12 protein-coding genes are annotated in these 17,614 nt (G+C 68.3%); 8 read left to right on the top strand and 4 right to left on the bottom strand.

The window, feature by feature from the left end; translation table 11 throughout:
- Positions 1-96: 96 nt before the first annotated feature.
- The 4 genes from ACIA8D_RS30720 to ACIA8D_RS30705 all read right to left on the bottom strand — a co-directional run bounded on the left by ACIA8D_RS30720 (position 97) and on the right by ACIA8D_RS30705 (position 4,005).
- Complete coding sequence (locus ACIA8D_RS30720) at positions 97-867, bottom strand: succinate dehydrogenase/fumarate reductase iron-sulfur subunit (RefSeq protein ID WP_399237381.1); 771 nt, start codon at positions 865-867, stop codon at positions 97-99.
- The gene (locus tag ACIA8D_RS30715) at positions 864-2,795 is read right to left on the bottom strand and encodes a fumarate reductase/succinate dehydrogenase flavoprotein subunit (protein ID WP_399237379.1); all 1,932 of its coding nucleotides are present in this window, start codon (positions 2,793-2,795) and stop codon (positions 864-866) included. The genes ACIA8D_RS30720 and ACIA8D_RS30715 overlap by 4 nt, the downstream gene beginning before the upstream one ends.
- Complete coding sequence (locus ACIA8D_RS30710) at positions 2,795-3,646, bottom strand: hypothetical protein (protein WP_399237378.1); 852 nt, start codon at positions 3,644-3,646, stop codon at positions 2,795-2,797. Before ACIA8D_RS30710 ends, ACIA8D_RS30715 begins: the two co-directional genes overlap by 1 nt.
- Before the next feature lie 62 nt (positions 3,647-3,708).
- Positions 3,709-4,005, bottom strand: coding sequence for a hypothetical protein (locus tag ACIA8D_RS30705; RefSeq protein WP_399237377.1), 297 nt, complete (start codon positions 4,003-4,005; stop codon positions 3,709-3,711).
- A gap of 307 nt (positions 4,006-4,312) precedes the next feature.
- Here ACIA8D_RS30705 and ACIA8D_RS30700 point away from each other — a divergent pair, with 307 nt between their 5' ends.
- From ACIA8D_RS30700 to ACIA8D_RS30665, 8 genes are all read left to right on the top strand, one after another.
- Entirely contained in the window at positions 4,313-6,622 is a 2,310-nt protein-coding gene (locus ACIA8D_RS30700; RefSeq protein ID WP_399237376.1) for an ABC transporter substrate-binding protein, read from the top strand.
- A 174-nt stretch (positions 6,623-6,796) separates the two neighbouring features.
- On the top strand, positions 6,797-8,704 hold the full coding sequence (gene typA / locus ACIA8D_RS30695) for a translational GTPase TypA (RefSeq protein ID WP_399237374.1): 1,908 nt from the start codon (positions 6,797-6,799) through the stop codon (positions 8,702-8,704).
- 660 nt (positions 8,705-9,364) lie between these two features.
- Complete coding sequence (locus tag ACIA8D_RS30690) at positions 9,365-10,396, top strand: ABC transporter permease (RefSeq protein WP_399237372.1); 1,032 nt, start codon at positions 9,365-9,367, stop codon at positions 10,394-10,396.
- A 106-nt stretch (positions 10,397-10,502) separates the two neighbouring features.
- Positions 10,503-12,299 carry an ABC transporter substrate-binding protein gene (locus tag ACIA8D_RS30685; protein WP_399237370.1) on the top strand — a complete coding sequence of 599 codons (1,797 nt, stop codon included), beginning with the start codon at positions 10,503-10,505 and terminating at the stop codon, positions 12,297-12,299.
- A gap of 112 nt (positions 12,300-12,411) precedes the next feature.
- On the top strand, positions 12,412-13,389 hold the full coding sequence (locus ACIA8D_RS30680) for an ABC transporter permease (RefSeq protein ID WP_399237369.1): 978 nt from the start codon (positions 12,412-12,414) through the stop codon (positions 13,387-13,389).
- A 10-nt stretch (positions 13,390-13,399) separates the two neighbouring features.
- Complete coding sequence (locus ACIA8D_RS30675; RefSeq protein ID WP_399237368.1) at positions 13,400-14,461, top strand: ABC transporter ATP-binding protein; 1,062 nt, start codon at positions 13,400-13,402, stop codon at positions 14,459-14,461.
- A 203-nt stretch (positions 14,462-14,664) separates the two neighbouring features.
- Positions 14,665-15,792, top strand: coding sequence for an ABC transporter ATP-binding protein (locus tag ACIA8D_RS30670; protein WP_399237367.1), 1,128 nt, complete (start codon positions 14,665-14,667; stop codon positions 15,790-15,792).
- Between the two features lie 187 nt (positions 15,793-15,979).
- The gene (locus tag ACIA8D_RS30665; RefSeq protein WP_399237366.1) at positions 15,980-17,596 is read left to right on the top strand and encodes an ABC transporter substrate-binding protein; all 1,617 of its coding nucleotides are present in this window, start codon (positions 15,980-15,982) and stop codon (positions 17,594-17,596) included.
- Positions 17,597-17,614: the final 18 nt, after the last annotated feature.

Genomic DNA, 17,614 nt, shown 5'->3' with positions numbered 1-17,614 from the left:
CGACGCTCCGCGTCGCCTCCCTCCTCCGCCTTGCGATCGCACGCACCAGGCCCCGCTCCCTGATCCGGCCTGATCCAAACGACAAGCCCTAAGCGGCTAAGAGTTGCGGCGGCGGATTTTGTTGCCGAGCCAGACCACCGGGTCGTATTTGCGGTCCGCTGCTCGTTCCTTCAGGGGGATCAGTGCGTTGTCCGTGATGTGGATGCCCTCGGGGCAGACCTCGGTGCAGCACTTGGTGATGTTGCAGTAGCCGAGGCCGTGGTCGTCCTGGGCGGTGCGTTTGCGGTCCAGGCCCTCGTCGGCGGCCGCGTCCAAGGGGTGCATGTCGAGTTCCGCCACGCGCATCAGGAAGCGGGGGCCCGCGAAGGCCGCCTTGTTGTCCTCGTGGTCGCGGACGACGTGGCAGGTGTCCTGGCACAGGAAGCACTCGATGCACTTGCGGAACTCCTGCGAGCGGTCGACGTCCTCCTGCATCATCCGGTACTCGCCGGGGCCGACCCCCTGGGGCGGGACGAAGGCCGGGACCTCGCGGGCCTTGCGGTAGTTGAAGCCGACGTCGGTGACGAGGTCGCGGACCACCGGGAAGGCGCGCAGCGGTGTCACCGTGATCGTGTCGGTGCGTTCGAAGACCGACATGCGGGTCATGCACATCAGGCGCGGGCGGCCGTTGATCTCCGCCGAGCACGAACCGCACTTGCCCGCCTTGCAGTTCCAGCGGACCGCGAGGTCGGGGGCCTGGGTGGCCTGAAGCCGGTGGATGATGTCGAGGACGACCTCGCCGTCGTTCACCTCGACCTTGAAGTCCTCCAGGCCGCCCCCGCCGACGTCGCCCCGCCACACCCGGAAGGCCGCCTCGTAGCTGCTCACTCGAAAAGCTCCTCTTCGGCCAGGTACTTCACCAGCTCCTCCTTCTCGAACAGGGCGAGCAGGTCGGGGCGGATGGGTTCGGTGGTCTCGCGGGTGAGGGTGATCTGGCCGCGCACCGGGTCGGTGGCCGCCAAGCCGCCCGAGGGATCGCGGAGTTGGCACAGGAGGTTCGCGCGGCGCCACTCCCGGTTCATCGCCGGATGGTCCTCGCGGGTGTGCCCGCCGCGCGACTCCGTGCGCTCCAGGGCGGCCCGCGCCACGCACTCGCTGACCAGCAGCATGTTCCGCAGGTCGAGCGCGAGGTGCCACCCCGGGTTGAACTGCCGGTGCCCCTCGACCCCGGCCCGCCGCGCCCGCACCCGCAGATCCGCGAGCTTGCGCAGCGCCTGCTCCATCTCGCCCTCCCGCCGGATGATTCCGACGAGATCGTTCATCGCCTGCTGGAGCTCCTGGTGCAGGGTGTACGGGTTCTCGGGCGTGACCCCCTCCTCCTGGCCCTCCGCCGAGAAGGGACGCAGCGCCTCCGCCGCCGCCGTGTCGATCTGCTCGTCCGCGACCCCCGCACGGACCGTGCGCGAATCCGCGTACGTCGCCGCGTGCAGGCCCGCCCGGCGACCGAACACCAGCAGGTCGGAGAGCGAATTGCCGCCGAGCCGGTTGGACCCGTGCATGCCGCCGGCCACCTCACCGGCCGCATAGAGCCCCGGCACACCGCGCGCCGCCGCCGTGTCCGAGTCGACCGCGATGCCGCCCATCACATAGTGGCAGGTCGGCCCGACCTCCATCGCCTCGGCCGTGATGTCGACATCCGCCAGCTCCTTGAACTGGTGGTACATGGACGGCAGTCGGCGCCGGATCGTATCGGCGGGCATACGGGTGGAGACGTCCAGGAAGACCCCGCCGTGCGGCGAGCCGCGGCCCGCCTTCACCTCGGCGTTGATGGCCCGCGCCACCTCGTCGCGCGGCAGCAGCTCGGGCGGCCTGCGGTTGTGGTCCGGGTCCTCGTACCAGCGGTCGCCCTCGTCCTCCGACTGCGCGTACTTCTCCTTGAACACGTCGGGGACGTAGTCGAACATGAACCGCTTGCCCTCGGAGTTGCGCAGCACACCGCCGTCGCCGCGCACCGACTCCGTGACCAGGATGCCCTTCACGGAGGGCGGCCAGACCATGCCCGTCGGGTGGAACTGCACGAACTCCATGTTGAGGAGGGGCGCTCCCGCGAGCAGCGCGAGTGCGTGCCCGTCGCCCGTGTACTCCCACGAGTTCGACGTCACCTTGAAGGACTTGCCGATGCCACCGGTCGCGAGGACCACGCTCGGCGCCTCGATGACGAAGAAGCGGCCGCTCTCGCGCTCGTAGCAGAAGGTGCCGGAGACCGATCCCGCCTCGTCCTTCAGCACCCGCGTGACCGTGCACTCCTGGAAGACCTTCAGCCGGGACTCGTAGTCCCCGGTCTCCTTGAAGTCCTCCTGCTGGAGCTGCACGATCTTCTGCTGGAGCGTGCGGATCAGCTCAAGACCCGTGCGGTCGCCGACGTGCGCGAGCCGCGGGTACTCGTGCCCGCCGAAGTTGCGCTGCGAGATCCGCCCGTCGCCGGTGCGGTCGAACAGGGCGCCCCAGGTCTCCAACTCCCATACACGGTCCGGGGCTTCCTGCGCGTGCAGCTCCGCCATCCGCCACTGGTTGAGGAACTTGCCGCCGCGCATCGTGTCGCGGAAGTGCACCTGCCAGCTGTCCCCGGAGTTCACATTGCCCATGGAGGCGGCGATGCCGCCCTCCGCCATCACCGTGTGCGCCTTGCCGAACAGCGACTTGCAGATCACCGCCGTACGGGCGCCCCGCTCACGCGCCTCGATCGCGGCCCGCAGCCCCGCGCCACCGGCGCCCACCACGACAACATCCCACTGCTGCCGCTGAACCACGCTCATCAGAAGAACCTCGGATCGTCGAAGGCGCCGGACGCGACCAGGTACACGTAGAAGTCGGCGAGCGCCACGCTCACCAAGGAGGCCCAGGCGAGCAGCATGTGACGGGCATTCAGTTTCCCGACCCAGCCCCAGAGCCGATACCGCACCGGGTGCTTCGAGAAGTGCTTGAGGCGGCCGCCGACGATGTGCCGGCAGGAGTGGCAGGAGATCGTGTACGCCCAGATCAGCCCGATGTTGGCGAGGAACACGAGCGTCCCGAGGCCCATGTGGCCCCACTCGTAGTTCTCGTCGCGGAACGACAGCACGGTGTCGTAGGTGAGGATGCAGGCGACGAGGACGGCCGCGTAGAAGAAGTAGCGGTGGATGTTCTGGAGGATCAGCGGGAACCGCGTCTCGCCGCTGTACTTCTTGTGCGGCTCCGCCACCGCGCAGGCCGGCGGCGACGCCCAGAACCCGCGGTAGTAGGCCTTGCGGTAGTAGTAGCAGGTCAGCCGGAAGCCGAGCGGGAAGATCAGGATGAGCAGGGCGGGAGACAGGCCCCACCAGCCGCCGAAGATCTCCCAGTTGGGGCCGTGCCGCATCGGTTCGCAGTTGTCCGCGAGGCAGGGCGAGTAGAACGGCGAGACGTACGGGGTCGCGTAGTAGTCGGCGTTCGCGAAGGCCCGCCACGTCGAGTAGACGATGAAGGCGAGCAGCCCGCCCGCGGTCGCGGCCGGGGCCAGCCACCAGCGGTCCGTACGCAGATGGGGCGCGGCGATCGCGGCCCGCGTCCGGCCGCGGACGCCGGTGGCGGCCGGGCCGCGGGCGGGATGGGGTTCTTCGGTACTGGTGGGTTCCGTGCCGGTGGCCAACGAAGCCTCCGCTCGCAGGGACGGGGGGGATGGGGGAGTGCGGACAGAGCGGCGTGGGCGGATCAGGGCGCGTGCCGGTCCCGCGCGCCGAGCCCCTCGTCGTCCGAGTCGGTCCACAGGGAGCTGTCGTACGGGGCGTCGGGGATCGTCACGAGGTCGGGGCGGTGCGGCGCGTCCGGGCTCGCGGCCGTCTCGCGCAGCAGGGCGACGCTCTCGCGCAGATGCGCGGTGTCGGCCCGCACCCGGCGCAGATCCGGGCCTCCCGCGACGCCCTCGAGCTGGGGCCCCAGGCGCCCGACGGCGCGCGCGAGGTCGTCGACGCAGCGCTGAACCGCCGTCAAGTCGTCGTGCAGGGACATGACTTGGCCTCACTTCCGCTGGTGCGGCGGAGTTGCTCATGCGCCTGCGAGTGTCGCGCGTCACATTGCCGTTTGTGAAGGGATCCGTGCGGATTGCCGGTGTACGCCGTGGTGCGCGCCCGCGAATTCACGCCGCGGGGGCGAGGGCGGAACGGGCCCCCTTTGGGCCGCACGGGTGGCTTCCGGGCGGCCTACGGGCGTGTCGGACGGCGCCCCTCCCCGGATCCACTTCAGTTGGCCGATAGATGTGATCAGCTCCATATACCGCCAAACGAGACAAAATCGGCCATCCCCGGAGGTACCAGTGATGCCCCACGTCCCAAGGCGCCCAGGAGCCGCCGCACGCTCGGCCGCGTTCCTCGTGAGCGGTGCGCTCGCCATGACCGCGCTCGCCGGCTGCGGCTCCGACGACGAGTCGGGGCGGCCCGCCGCCGGCCCCGACGTCGCCTCGGCCGCCCGCACGCAGGTCAAGGACGGCGGCACGCTGCGGTGGGCGATCGACGACGTGCCGCGGACCCTCAACTCCTTCCAGGCCGACGCGGACGCGGCCACGAGCCGGGTCACCGGGGCCGTGCTGCCCTCGATGTTCCGGCTCGACGCCGAGGGGCGCCCGCAGGTCGACTCCGACTACCTGGAGAAGGCCGAGGTCATCGAGACCGAGCCCAAGCAGATCGTGCTGTACAAGCTGAACCAGCAGGCGGTGTGGAGCGACGGCCGGGAGATCGGCGCCGCAGACTTCGCCGCGCAGTGGCGTGCCCTGTCGGGGAAGAACAGCGCGTACTGGACCGCCCACAACGCGGGCTACAACCGCATCGAGAACGTCGAGCGCGGCAAGAACGACCTGGAGGTCCGGGTCACGTTCGCCAAGCCGTACGCGGACTGGCGCTCGCTGTTCTCTCCGCTGTACCCCAAGGACGTCATGGGGACCCCGGACGGCTTCAACGAGGGCGCGCGCGACAAGCTCAAGGTGACCGCGGGCCCCTTCGCGCTCGGCAAGGTCGACCGGAGCGGCGAGCAGGTCACGCTGGAGCGCAACCCCCGCTGGTGGGGCCGCCCCGCCAAGCTGGAGAAGCTCGAACTCACCGCCGTGCCGCGCGACAAGCGGCCCGCCGCCCTCGCCGCGGGCAAGCTCGACCTCGCCGACGTCGACCCGGAGGCCGCCGAGCGCATCGCGTACGCGGCCCGCGACAAGGGCGCGTCGGGCCCGCTCGCGCACGGACCCGGCGCCGGCGTCACCTCGGGCGAGGCGCTGCGCTCCTGGGCGCGGGCGCACAACGAGGACTGGGAGGTCGCGGAGGCGGAGCTGGAGGCCCGCGCGAAGAGCCGCAAGGCCGTCAAGAAGTACGCGAAGGAACAGCAGGGCCTGAACGGCTTCGTCGTCCGCAAGTCCCTCGAACCGGCCTACACGCAGCTCGCCCTGAACGGTTCGACCGGCCCGCTCGCCGACGAGCGGGTGCGCCAGGCCGTGGCCCGCGCCCTCGACCGGGGCAAGCTCGCCCAGAGCGTGCTCAAGCCGCTCGGCCTGCCGGCCGCGACCGTCGGCAGCCACCTCGCCCTGTCCGGGCAGGCCGCGTACGCCGACAACAGCGACGCGCTCGGCAAGCAGGACGCCGACAAGGCGCAGGCGCTGCTCGCGGAGGCGGGCTGGGTGCGCGGCGGCGCGATCGAGGAGAAGCAGCAGAAGCCGAAGACGGCGGGCGGCAAGGCGCAGGACGCCGCGGCCGGGTCCGACGACGGCACGTACATCATGGGCGAGGACGACCAGAAGGCGGGCGACGACGCGAAGCCCGGCGACGCCGCGCCCCCGCTGCTCGGTCCGGGCGCCCTGGCGGCGGCGCAGCACTCCGCGCTGCTGCACCAGGCCGACGCCGCGAAGGTGCGCTCCGCCGAGCGGGAGGGCAAGCACGCGGGCGACGCCAAGCAGGGCGCGGCCCCCGGCGCGTACGCCCCGAAGGGGACCCCCGCCCCGCAGCAGGCCGCCGCGAAGGACGCGGGCGAGGCCGGTGGCAAGGACGGCGCCAAGGCCGGCGCCGCCACGGGGCAGCTCGCCAAGGACGGTAAGCCGCTGACCCTGAACTTCGTGCTGCCCGCCGGGCCCGACGCCGAGCAGCTGCAGTCCGTCGCCGACCGGATCTCGGCCATGCTGCAGAAGATCGGCGTGCGCACGGACATCACGAAGGTCGACGACGAGACGTACTTCAAGGACCACATCGCGGCGGGCGACTACGACCTGGCGCTGTACTCGTGGCCCGGCTCCGCCTACCCGGCCACCGACGCCCGCCCGATCTACGCCAAGCCGGTCCCGGCCGCCGACGGCGAGCTCACGGTCGAGCAGAACTACACGCGGGTCGGCACCGACCACATCGACCAGCTCTTCGACCAGGCCGTCGGGGAGCTCGACCAGGAGAAGGAGCGCTCGCTCGTCCGGCAGGCCGACGAGCGCATCTGGGCCGCCGCAGGATCGATTCCGCTCTATCAGCGGCCCGAACTGGTGGCGGCGAAGGCGAACCTGGTGAACGCCGGGGCGTTCGGCTTCCAGGAGCCCTCCTACGAGGACATCGGCTTCCTGAAGCCGGGCGGGAAGCTGGGCGGCGCTCCCGCGCAGGACGAGGGCTGACCTGCGCTTTCTTCGGACGGGCCGCTGCTTGGGGAGCGGCCCGTCCGGCCCGGCTGAGCCGTAGGGCGCCGAGGCACGTAGCATGGGGTGAGGCCGTGGCATGTCCAGCCCGGCAGGGCCCGCGCAAAGCAACGTATGCGCAGCCGACCACTCACTCCAGGAGTACGCCTCACTATGGCCACGCGCCACGACATCCGTAACGTCGCCATCGTCGCCCACGTCGACCACGGCAAGACCACCATCGTCGACGGCATGCTGAAGCAGGCCGGTGCCTTCGCCGCCCACCAGCTGGAGTCGGTCGACGACCGCGTGATGGACTCGAACGACCTGGAGCGTGAGAAGGGCATCACGATCCTCGCCAAGAACACGGCGGTGAAGTACCACCCGAAGGATGGCGGCGACGTCATCACGATCAACATCATCGACACCCCCGGCCACGCCGACTTCGGTGGTGAGGTCGAGCGCGGCCTGTCGATGGTCGACGCGGTGGTCCTGCTCGTGGACGCCTCCGAGGGCCCGCTCCCGCAGACCCGCTTCGTGCTCGGCAAGGCGCTCAAGCAGCGGCTGCCCGTCATCCTGTGCATCAACAAGACGGACCGGCCCGACTCGCGCATCGACGAGGTCGTCAACGAGACGTACGACCTCTTCCTCGACCTGGACGCCGACGAGGACCAGATCGAGTTCCCGATCGTCTACTCCTGCGGCCGCGACGGCATCGCCTCGCTGACCAAGCCGGAGGACGGCACCGTCCCGGCCGACTCCACCAACCTGGAGCCGTTCTTCTCCACGATCCTGGAGCACGTGCCGGCCCCGACGTACGAGGAGGACGCGCCGCTCCAGGCCCACGTCACCAACCTCGACGCCGACAACTTCCTCGGCCGTATCGCGCTGCTCCGCGTCGAGCAGGGCGAGCTGCGCAAGGGCCAGACGGTCGCGTGGATGAAGCGCGACGGCACGGTCCAGAACGTCCGCATCAGCGAGCTGATGATGACCGAGGCGCTCACCCGCAAGCCCGCCGAGGTCGCGGGCCCCGGTGACATCTGCGCCGTCGCCGGTATCCCCGACATCATGATCGGCGAGACCCTGGCCGATCCGGAGAACCCGGTCGCCCTGCCGCTGATCACGGTGGACCAGCCCGCGATCTCCATGACCATCGGTACGAACACCTCGCCGCTGGTCGGCCGTGGTGGCACGGGCAAGGGCGCGGACGCCAAGGCCGCCGTCAAGGACCGCAAGGTCACCGCCCGCCAGGTCAAGGACCGCCTGGAGCGCGAGCTGATCGGTAACGTCTCGCTGCGCGTCCTCGACACCGAGCGCCCCGACGCCTGGGAGGTGCAGGGCCGCGGTGAGCTGGCGCTGGCGATCCTGGTCGAGCAGATGCGCCGCGAGGGCTTCGAGCTGACCATCGGCAAGCCGCAGGTGGTCACCAAGGAGGTCGACGGCAAGACGCACGAGCCGGTCGAGCGCATGACCGTCGACGTCCCCGAGGAGCACATGGGCGCCGTCACGCAGCTCATGGGTGTCCGCAAGGGCCGGATGGACAACATGTCGAACCACGGCTCCGGCTGGGTCCGCATGGAGTTCGTCGTGCCGTCCCGTGGCCTCATCGGCTTCCGTACGGAGTTCCTGACGAACACCCGTGGCACGGGCATCGCCCACTCCATCCACGAGGGCCACGAGCCGTGGTTCGGCACGCTGACGACCCGTAACAACGGCTCGCTGGTCGCCGACCGCGCCGGTGCGGTCACCCCCTTCGCGATGATCAACCTCCAGGAGCGCGGTGTGCTGTTCACCGAGCCCGGCACCGAGGTGTACGAGGGCATGATCGTCGGCGAGAACTCGCGCGCCGACGACATGGACGTGAACATCACCAAGGAGAAGAAGCTCACCAACATGCGTGCGGCTTCCGCGGACTCGACGGAGAACGTCGTCCCCGCCCGCAAGCTCTCCCTGGAGCAGTCCCTGGAGTTCTGCCGCGACGACGAGTGCGTCGAGGTGACCCCGGAGGCCGTTCGCATCCGCAAGGTCGTCCTCGACCAGAAGGAGCGCGGCCGCAGCGCCTCGCGCGCCAAGCACAGCTGAGTCACCGCTGCCCGCGGGCAGTTGGCAGTCGGGCCCGGTACCCCGTTGGGGGTGCCGGGCCCCTTGCGTTGCCGCTAGTCTTCACGCGGTCTACGCGCAGTGACGCCCGCGGCCGTGCCGTCTCCCAACAGAGGGTCAAGAATCGGGCGAGCGCAAGTGATTAAGTCCATCGCGGAGTCCGGAATCCGGACGTGGATGGTCGATAGATATGTAACACGTCCGTTTCGTAACCCTCTATCTCGGATCCGTTTGTCCGGATTTTGGGAGAAGTACGCATCAGGTGTGATCGAACCGAGACCAAAAGGGTGTGGTCGCGACAGCGGCTGTGGCTAATAGTGGTCCGCGTAGAGCTCGGGTCAAAGGGTCACGCGCTAAGGGGGGCGGCGACTCGCGAGCGCACTGAGGCAGCGTCAACTTCGCCGTCAGGGGTGTCGGCTGGGTGACGATCTTCTGCCTCCACTTGCAGTGAACGAAGTGGACTCATGAGGAGGCGGTCGAGGTGGCGATCCGACGCTGCGAAGGTGTTTGACAGTTCCTCAGGGGTGGGCCTCACCCCAGTCGTTGGTCCCTCTCGCGCGCTTCGAGTGACGTACGCCGTGCGACGGCCGCCGGACCGCTTCCACTTCCGACGGCCTCCAATACCTGTGAAATGGACGAATCATGACAAGTCCAATCGAGATTGAGGGCGCCGAGACCTCTTCCGCCTTGGACAAGGAGAGCGCGCCGCAGGGCGACGCGAAGGAGCCCAAGAAGCTCGAGGGGCGCAGCCCCGGTCAGTTGATGTGGCGGCGCTTCAAGCGGGACAGGACGGGCGTCGTCTCCGCCTGGATCGTGCTGGCCTTCTTCGCGATAGCCGCGCTCGCCCCGGTCATCTGCAAGCTGTACGGCCAGGACCCGTACACCTTCTACGGCCAGGACGACCCCACGCTCCTCAACGAGTTCAACCTGCCGGCAGGACCCAACGGCGGCATGTCGCCCGAGCACTGGTTCGGCATCGACCCGAACTACGGACGCGACGTCTTCGCGTATCTGCTCTACGGCATGCGTACGTCGCTCTACACCGCCCTGTGCGCGACGATCGGCATGGTGCTCCTCGGTGTCGTGATCGGCCTGGTGTCCGGCTACTTCGGCGGCAAGATCGACTACTGGCTGGGCCGGCTCACCGACTTCATGATGGCGCTGCCCAACCAGCTGTTCATGGTCGCGGCCATGCCCGTCATCGTCACGGTGTTCGTGGCTCCGGACGAGGAGACGCCGGTCTACGTCCGGTTCCTCGCCATCACGGGCATCATGTGGCTGCTCACCTGGATGAGCCTGTCCCGCCTGGTGCGCGCGGTGACCATGTCGCTGCGCGAGCGGGAGTTCGTGGAGGCGGCGAAGGTCGCGGGTGCCTCGCCCTGGCGGATCATCCGCAAGGAGCTGCTGCCCAACCTGGTGACGCCGATCATCGTGCAGGGCACCTACCTGCTCCCCAGCACCATCCTCTCGGTCGCCTTCCTCTCCTTCGTCGGCGTCGGCTACCAAGACCCCACGCCCGACTGGGGATTGATGTTCGCCACCGCGGCGAAGATCTACGAGGTCGACCCGACCTACTTGTACTTCCCGGGTGTCGCCATGGTCGTCTTCTTCGTGGCGTTCAACCTCTTCGGTGACTCGGTCCGGGACGCCTTCGATCCCAAGACCGGACGCTGACCGGGCATCACCGAGGGTCGCTGCCACCCGGGCGCCGGACCGACACAGCCGGATGCGTCAGGCAGCACACAAGGATCACTACTCACAGGCAGGTGGATTCAACTCCATGAGCATCCTTCGTTCGCGCACGGCGCAGGCGACGATCGTCGCCGCCGCTGTCGGCGCCCTCACGCTGACCGGCTGCAGCAGCGGCAGCAACGACAACGACAAGACCGTGGGCAAGTCCAAGGACGACGCGAAGGCCCAGGCCAAGCCCGTCGTCATGGGCACCGCGCAGCAGTCGGTCGGCCCGGCCAAGGCGGTCCCGGGTGCCAGGAAGGGCGGCATCGCCCAGGTCTACCAGGAGACGGACTTCTCGCACCTGGACCCGGGGCAGATATACGTCTCCGACGCCGGTCTGCTCTCCAAGCTCCTCTACCGCGGCCTGACCACGTACACCGAGGACGACAAGGGCACCCAGACGGTCGTCGGTGACCTCGCCAAGGACGCGGGCAAGTCCTCGGACGGCGGCAAGACCTGGACCTTCGAGCTGAAGGACGGGATCAAGGACGAGAACGGCCACGTCATCACCTCGGCCGACATCCGGCACTCCATCGAGCGCCTGTACTCCTCGTTCCTGACGGACGGCCCGACGTACATCCAGCAGTGGCTGTCCGGCTCCGGTACCTCGTACCGCAAGGCGTACAAGGGCCCGTACGAGGGCAAGCACCTGCCGAAGTCGGTCCTGGACACGCCGGACGACAACACCATCGTCTTCCACTTCAAGGAAGCCCACACCGACGTCCCGCAGGCCCTGGCCATGGCGGCGTACTCGGTCGTGCCCGAGAAGACGGACACCAAGCAGAAGTACGACCAGAAGCCGGTCGCCACCGGCCCGTACAAGATCTCCGCCTACAAGCCGGGCAAGAGCCTCAAGCTCGTCCGCAACGACAAGTGGGACGAGAAGACGGACCCGATGCGCCACAACTACGTGGACGGGTTCAACATCGACTACAACGTCTCCAAGGCCGACCAGACCAAGACGATCCTGGCCGACCGCGGCGAGGCCAAGAACGCCGTCATGTTCTCGGGCCAGATCGACGCCACCCAGCTGCAGAAGATCACGACCGACAAGAAGGTCATGAAGCGCACGGTGCAGGGCTACGGCCCCTACGTGTGGCAGCTGAACATGAACATGGACCGCATCAAGGACAAGAAGATCCGCGATGCCATCGCCCTGGCGATCCCGGCCACCGCGGCCGGCCACGCCGACGGCGGCGCCTACGGCGGTGACGCCGCCAACTCGCTGACGTCGCCCTCCACCCCGGGCTACGACGAGAAGCTCGACCCGTTCAACCGGGCGAAGAAGCCGAACGGCGACATCGAGAAGGCCAAGAAGCTCATCGACGAGGCCGGCGCCAAGGGCAAGAAGCTCGTCTACGCCTACGCCAACGTCGACGTCCGCGTCACCCAGGCGAACCTGATCATCAACAACCTGGAGAAGATCGGGCTCGACATCCAGAAGAAGGAAGTTGACCAAGCCACCTGGTACGAGCAGATGGGCAAGGTCAAGAACGGCATGGACCTCTACATGACCGGCTGGGGCCAGGACTGGGCCGACGGCAACACCGTCTTCCCGCCGTCGTACGACGGTGCCAACATCCAGGACGGCGCCTCCAACTACTCCCACGTCAACGACAAGCACGTGAACGCCGAGAGCGCCCGCATCCAGAAGATCGCGGACGCGGCCGAGCGCGCCAAGGAGTACGGAAAGCTCTCCAAGTACATCTCGGAGAAGATCAACCCGGCCGCCCCGATCTACTACACCAAGGTGTTCCAGATCGCCGGCTCCAACGTGGGCGGCCTGCGTTACTCGTCGGTGACCAACTACACCGACCCGACGCGGATCTTCCTCAAGAAGTAGTTCGTACAAGGCAGTTCCCGGGGGTGAGAGCGCGGCGGAGCTCTCGCCCCCGGGCCGCCGCACAACGCCTCCTGGTCTCCCACCGCCGCCGTCCTGAGAGCAGCTTTCTGCCATGCTTCGATTTCTCATACGCCGGACGTCTGGCGCAGCACTCATCCTCCTGCTGATCAGCGCCTTCACGTTCTTCATGTACTTCGCCATCCCACAGGACCCGGCGACGCTCGCGTGCGGCAAGAACTGCACCCCGGACGCGCTGGCGATCATTCACAAGAACCTGGGCCTCGATCAGCCGGTTCCGGTGCAGTACTGGGAGTTCCTCAAGGGGATCTTCGTCGGCCGTGACTTCGCGGTGGGTCACTGCGACGCCCCGTGCTTCGGCGTCTCGTTCCGGAACAACCAGATGGTCTGGGACACGATGATGGACCGGCTCCCGCTGACCATCTCGCTGATGATCGGTGGCCTGGTCGTCTTCCTGATCGCGGGTCTGGGCGCCGGTCTGCTGGCCGCCCGCTTCCGCGGCACCTGGATCGACAAGCTCTTCTCGGGCGCCTCGCTGGTGACCAGCTCGTTCCAGATCTACCTGCTCGGCCCGATCGTGATGGGCATCTTCGTCTACAGCACCGGCTGGCTGAAGGCACCCAAGTACGTGTCGTTCTGGGAGAGCCCGTCGTCCTGGTTCATGGGTCTGCTGATCCCCTGGATCGTGATGGCGACGATCTTCACCGCCAACTACACCCGTATGTCGCGCTCCTCGATGATCGAGCAGCTCCAGGAGGAGCACGTCAGGGCCGCCAAGGCCAAGGGCATGAGCAGTCGCTTCGTGTTCTTCCGGTACGCCTGGCGCGGCTCGCTCATCCCGATCATCACCATCCTCGGCATGGACCTCGCCTCGCTGCTCAGTGGCGGCATGGTCACCGAACTGACCTTCAACCTCTCGGGGATGGGCCGACTGGCGATCTCGTCGGTCAACGGAAAGGACCTGCCGGTCCTCATGGGCGTGATGATCATCAGCGCCGCCTTCATCATCATCTGCAATGTCGTCGTGGACGCCCTGTACGCCGTGATCGACCCGCGCGTGCGGCTGTCCTAGGAGAACCCCCGTGACCACTCTCACCAAGCCCGAGGACGCCCCGGCCCCGACCGGATCCGACGCGTTCTTGTCGGTACGCGACCTGCGGGTGCAGTTCTCCACGGAGGACGGCGCCGTCAAGGCGGTGGACGGCCTCTCCTTCGACCTGGAGCGCGGCAAGACGCTCGGCATCGTCGGCGAGTCCGGCTCCGGCAAGTCGGTCACCAACCTGACCGTGCTCGGCCTGCACCCCAAGAAGAACACCACCATCGACGGCGAGATCCTCCTCGACGGCAAGGAGCTCCTCACCGCCACGGAGCCCGAGCTGGAGAAGCTCCGCGGCAACAAGATGGCGATGGTCTTCCAGGACTCGCTGACCGCGCTCTCGCCGTACTACACGGTGGGCCGGCAGATCGCCGAGCCGTTCCGCAAGCACACCGGAGCCTCCAAGAAGGAGGGCCGGGACCGGGCCATCGAGATGCTGGAGAAGGTCGGCATCCCGCAGCCCAAGCAGCGCGTCGACGACTACCCGCACCAGTTCTCCGGCGGTATGCGCCAGCGCGCCATGATCGCCATGTCGCTCGCCTGCAACCCCGAACTGCTGATCGCCGACGAGCCGACCACGGCCCTCGACGTGACGGTCCAGGCGCAGATCCTCGACCTGCTCAAGGACCTCCAGCAGGAGTTCGGCTCCGCGATCATCATGATCACGCACGACCTGGGCGTCGTCGCGAACATGGCCGACGACCTGCTCGTCATGTACGCGGGCCGGGCCGTCGAGCGGGGCAGCGTGCGCGAGGTGCTCAAGCAGCCCCAGCACCCCTACACCTGGGGCCTGTTGGGTTCGATGCCGAGACTGACCTCGGACATCGACGAGCCGCTGCTGCCGATCCCCGGCTCGCCGCCCTCGCTGCTCAACCCGCCCTCGGGCTGCCCGTTCCACCCGCGCTGCGCCTTCACCGACAAGGTGTCGGGCGACCGCTGCTCGGGCGAGCGTCCGGCCCTTCCGGCGGGGCGCGGATCCGCCTGCCACCTGACGGCGGACCAGAAGCAGCAGGTGTTCATCGAGACGATTCAGCCCCGGCTGGGCTGAGCTGAAACCGGCGACTGGGGTCAGGTCCTGTCTGGAGTTCCCCGTCTGCGCCCCGACGCCCGGCACGCACGCTCGGCGCACGGGGCCGCAGGACAGGTGGCTCCGCCACATGACCTACAGCCCCGCCCGCCGATCGCACGCACCGACCGCCGCGACGCCCGCGCTGCGCGCGGACGACGGGGAACTCCAGACAGGACCTGACCATGAGCGACAACAAGAGCAACACCACCACGGCGGTCGCCGACGCGATCCCGGGCCAGCGCGACCGCGACACCGAGCCGCTGCTCCAGGTCCAGGGGTTGCAGAAGCACTTCCCGATCAAGGGCGGCTTCCCGATCCGCCGCACCATCGGCGCGGTCAAGGCGGTCGACGGCGTGGACTTCGAGGTCCGCGCGGGCGAGAGCCTGGGCCTCGTCGGCGAGTCCGGCTGCGGCAAGTCGACCACGGGCCGCCTCCTGACCCGCCTGTACGAGCCCACGCAGGGCACGGTCACGTACAAGGGCCAGGACATCAGCCACGCGAGCCGCAAGCAGCTGGCGCCGATCAGGTCCGAGATCCAGATGATCTTCCAGGACCCGTACGCGTCCCTGAACCCGCGGCAGACGGTCGGCTCGATCATCTCGGGCCCGATGGAGATCAACGGGATCAACCCGCCCGGCGGCCGGGAGAACCGGGTGCGCGAGCTCCTGGAGATCGTGGGCCTGAACCCGGAGCACTACAACCGCTTCCCGCACGAGTTCTCAGGCGGTCAGCGTCAGCGCATCGGCGTCGCCCGCGCGGTGGCGCTCGAGCCGAAGCTGATCGTGGCGGACGAGCCGGTCTCGGCGCTCGACGTGTCGATCCAGGCGCAGGTGGTGAACCTTCTCCAGGAGGTTCAGCGGGAGATGGGCATCGCGTTCGTCTTCATCGCGCACGACCTGGCCATCGTGCGGCACTTCTCGCAGCGCGTCGCCGTGATGTACCTCGGCAAGATCATGGAGATCGCGGACCGCGACTCGCTCTACAACCGGCCGCGGCACCCGTACACGCACGCGCTGATGTCGGCCGTGCCGGACGCGGACCTCGACGCCGACAAGCGGGAGCGGATCCGGCTGGAGGGCGACGTGCCCTCCCCGATCATGCCGCCGTCCGGCTGCCGGTTCCGCACCCGGTGCTGGAAGGCGCAGGACAAGTGCGCCACGGAGGAGCCCCCGCTGGTCCAGCTCTCGGGCAACGAGGCGGGCCACCTCACGGCCTGCCACTTCCCGGAGGACCCGAGCGTCGAGGCGCGTGTGGAGGACATCGTGCTCGACCCGGCCCTCGCGGCCCTGGAGGACGACGACAAGTCCTGACGGCCGTTCTGCCGCGCTGCCCGGCCCCGGTGTTCGCACCGGCGCCGGGCAGCGGCATGTCCGGGGACCCCGGCCCCGGGGACGTCGTCCCCCTCGCCCTCAGATGGGTGACATAACAGGCGTATCCAGTCCTTCACGGGTCCAATAGGCGCAAGGCTCGTACCCGTACCGCCCCTGGAGGACCCTGATGCGCCTCGGCCTGCGTACCGGCGCCCTGGCCGCCGCCCTGGTACTGGGCGTGCCCTGGCTCGCGTCCTGCGGTGCCACGGCCACCGAGTCGGGCATCGTGCGCGCGAAGTGGGGCGACCCGCAGAACCCGCTGGAGCCGGCGAACACCAACGAGGTCAACGGCGGCAAGGTCCTCGACATGATCTTCCGGGGGCTCAAGATCTACGACCCCGAGACGGCCGAGCCCACGTACGCCGTCGCCAAGTCGATCAGCAGTGACGACGCGCAGAACTTCAAGGTCACCCTGAAGGACGGCTGGAAGTTCGCGGACGGCACGAAGGTCACCTCGCGGTCCTTCGTCGACGCCTGGAACTACGCCGCCTATCTGCCCAACGCGCAGATCGGCGCCGACTTCTTCGGCTACATCGACGGCTACGACAAGGTCCACCCCGTCAAGGGGAAGCCCACCGCGAAGAAGCTGTCGGGGCTCAAGATCGTCGACGACACGCACTTCACGGTCAGGCTCAACCAGAAGTTCTCGCTCTTCCCCGACATGCTCGGCTACGCCGCCTTCTCCCCACTGCCGAAGAAGTTCTTCACCGACCACGACGCGTGGCTGGAGAAGCCCTTCGGGAACGGCCCGTACGAGGTGACGAACTACGAGCGCGGCGGCCGCATGCAGCTGCGCCTCAACGACCAGTACAACGGCACCAAGCCCCGCAACAAGGGCGTCGACCTGCTCGTCTACACCGACGACAACACCGCGTACACCGACGTCGTGGCGGGCCAGCTCGACGTGACCGACGCCGTCCCCGCCGAGCAGCTCAGCAACCTCCACAAGGACATCGACAACCGGTACATCAACACCCCGGCCGGCATCATCCAGACGCTGATGTTCCCGATGTACGACAAGGAGTGGGCCACCGCCGACGCCCTCAAGGTCCGCCGGGGCATCTCGCTCGCCATCAACCGCGAGCAGATCACCGACAAGATCTTCCAGAAGACCCGGATCCCGGCGAAGGACTGGACGTCCCCGGTGCTGCGCGACGAGGGCGGCTACAACCCCGAGATCTGCGGCGACCGCTGCGAGTACAACCCGAAGGAAGCCAAGCGGCTGATCGACGAGGGCGGCGGCTTCCCCGGCGGCAAGCTCGTCCTCAGCTACAACGCCGACACCGGCAACCACAAACAGTGGGTCGACGCCATCTGCAACAGCATCAACCGGGTCATGGGCAACTCGAAGTCCTGCGTCGGCAACCCGGTGGGCACCTTCGCCGACTTCCGCACGCAGATCCAGAGCGGCAAGTTCCACGGCCCGTTCCGCAGCGGCTGGCAGATGGACTACCCGCTGATCCAGAACTTCCTGCAGCCCGTCTACACCACGGGCGCCCCCAGCAACGACGGCAAGTGGAGCGACAAGCGGTTCGACGCGCTGATCAACAAGGCCAACGCGGACCCGGACCCGAAGAGCGCGATCAAGGACTTCCAGGACTCCGAGCGGATCCTCGCCGAGCAGCTGCCGGCGATCCCGCTCTGGTACCAGAACGGCACCGCCGTCTACGGCACCCGCGTGCACGACGTGAAGCTCAACCCCTTCAGCGTGCCGGTCTTCGAGGAGATGACCGTCGATGACTGAGATCCGCGACCGCTCGGG

The sequence above is a fragment of the Streptomyces sp. NPDC051684 genome, from assembly GCF_044453445.1.
Taxonomy (GTDB): domain Bacteria; phylum Actinomycetota; class Actinomycetes; order Streptomycetales; family Streptomycetaceae; genus Streptomyces.
This window is presented reverse-complemented; position numbering and strand designations above follow the sequence as displayed.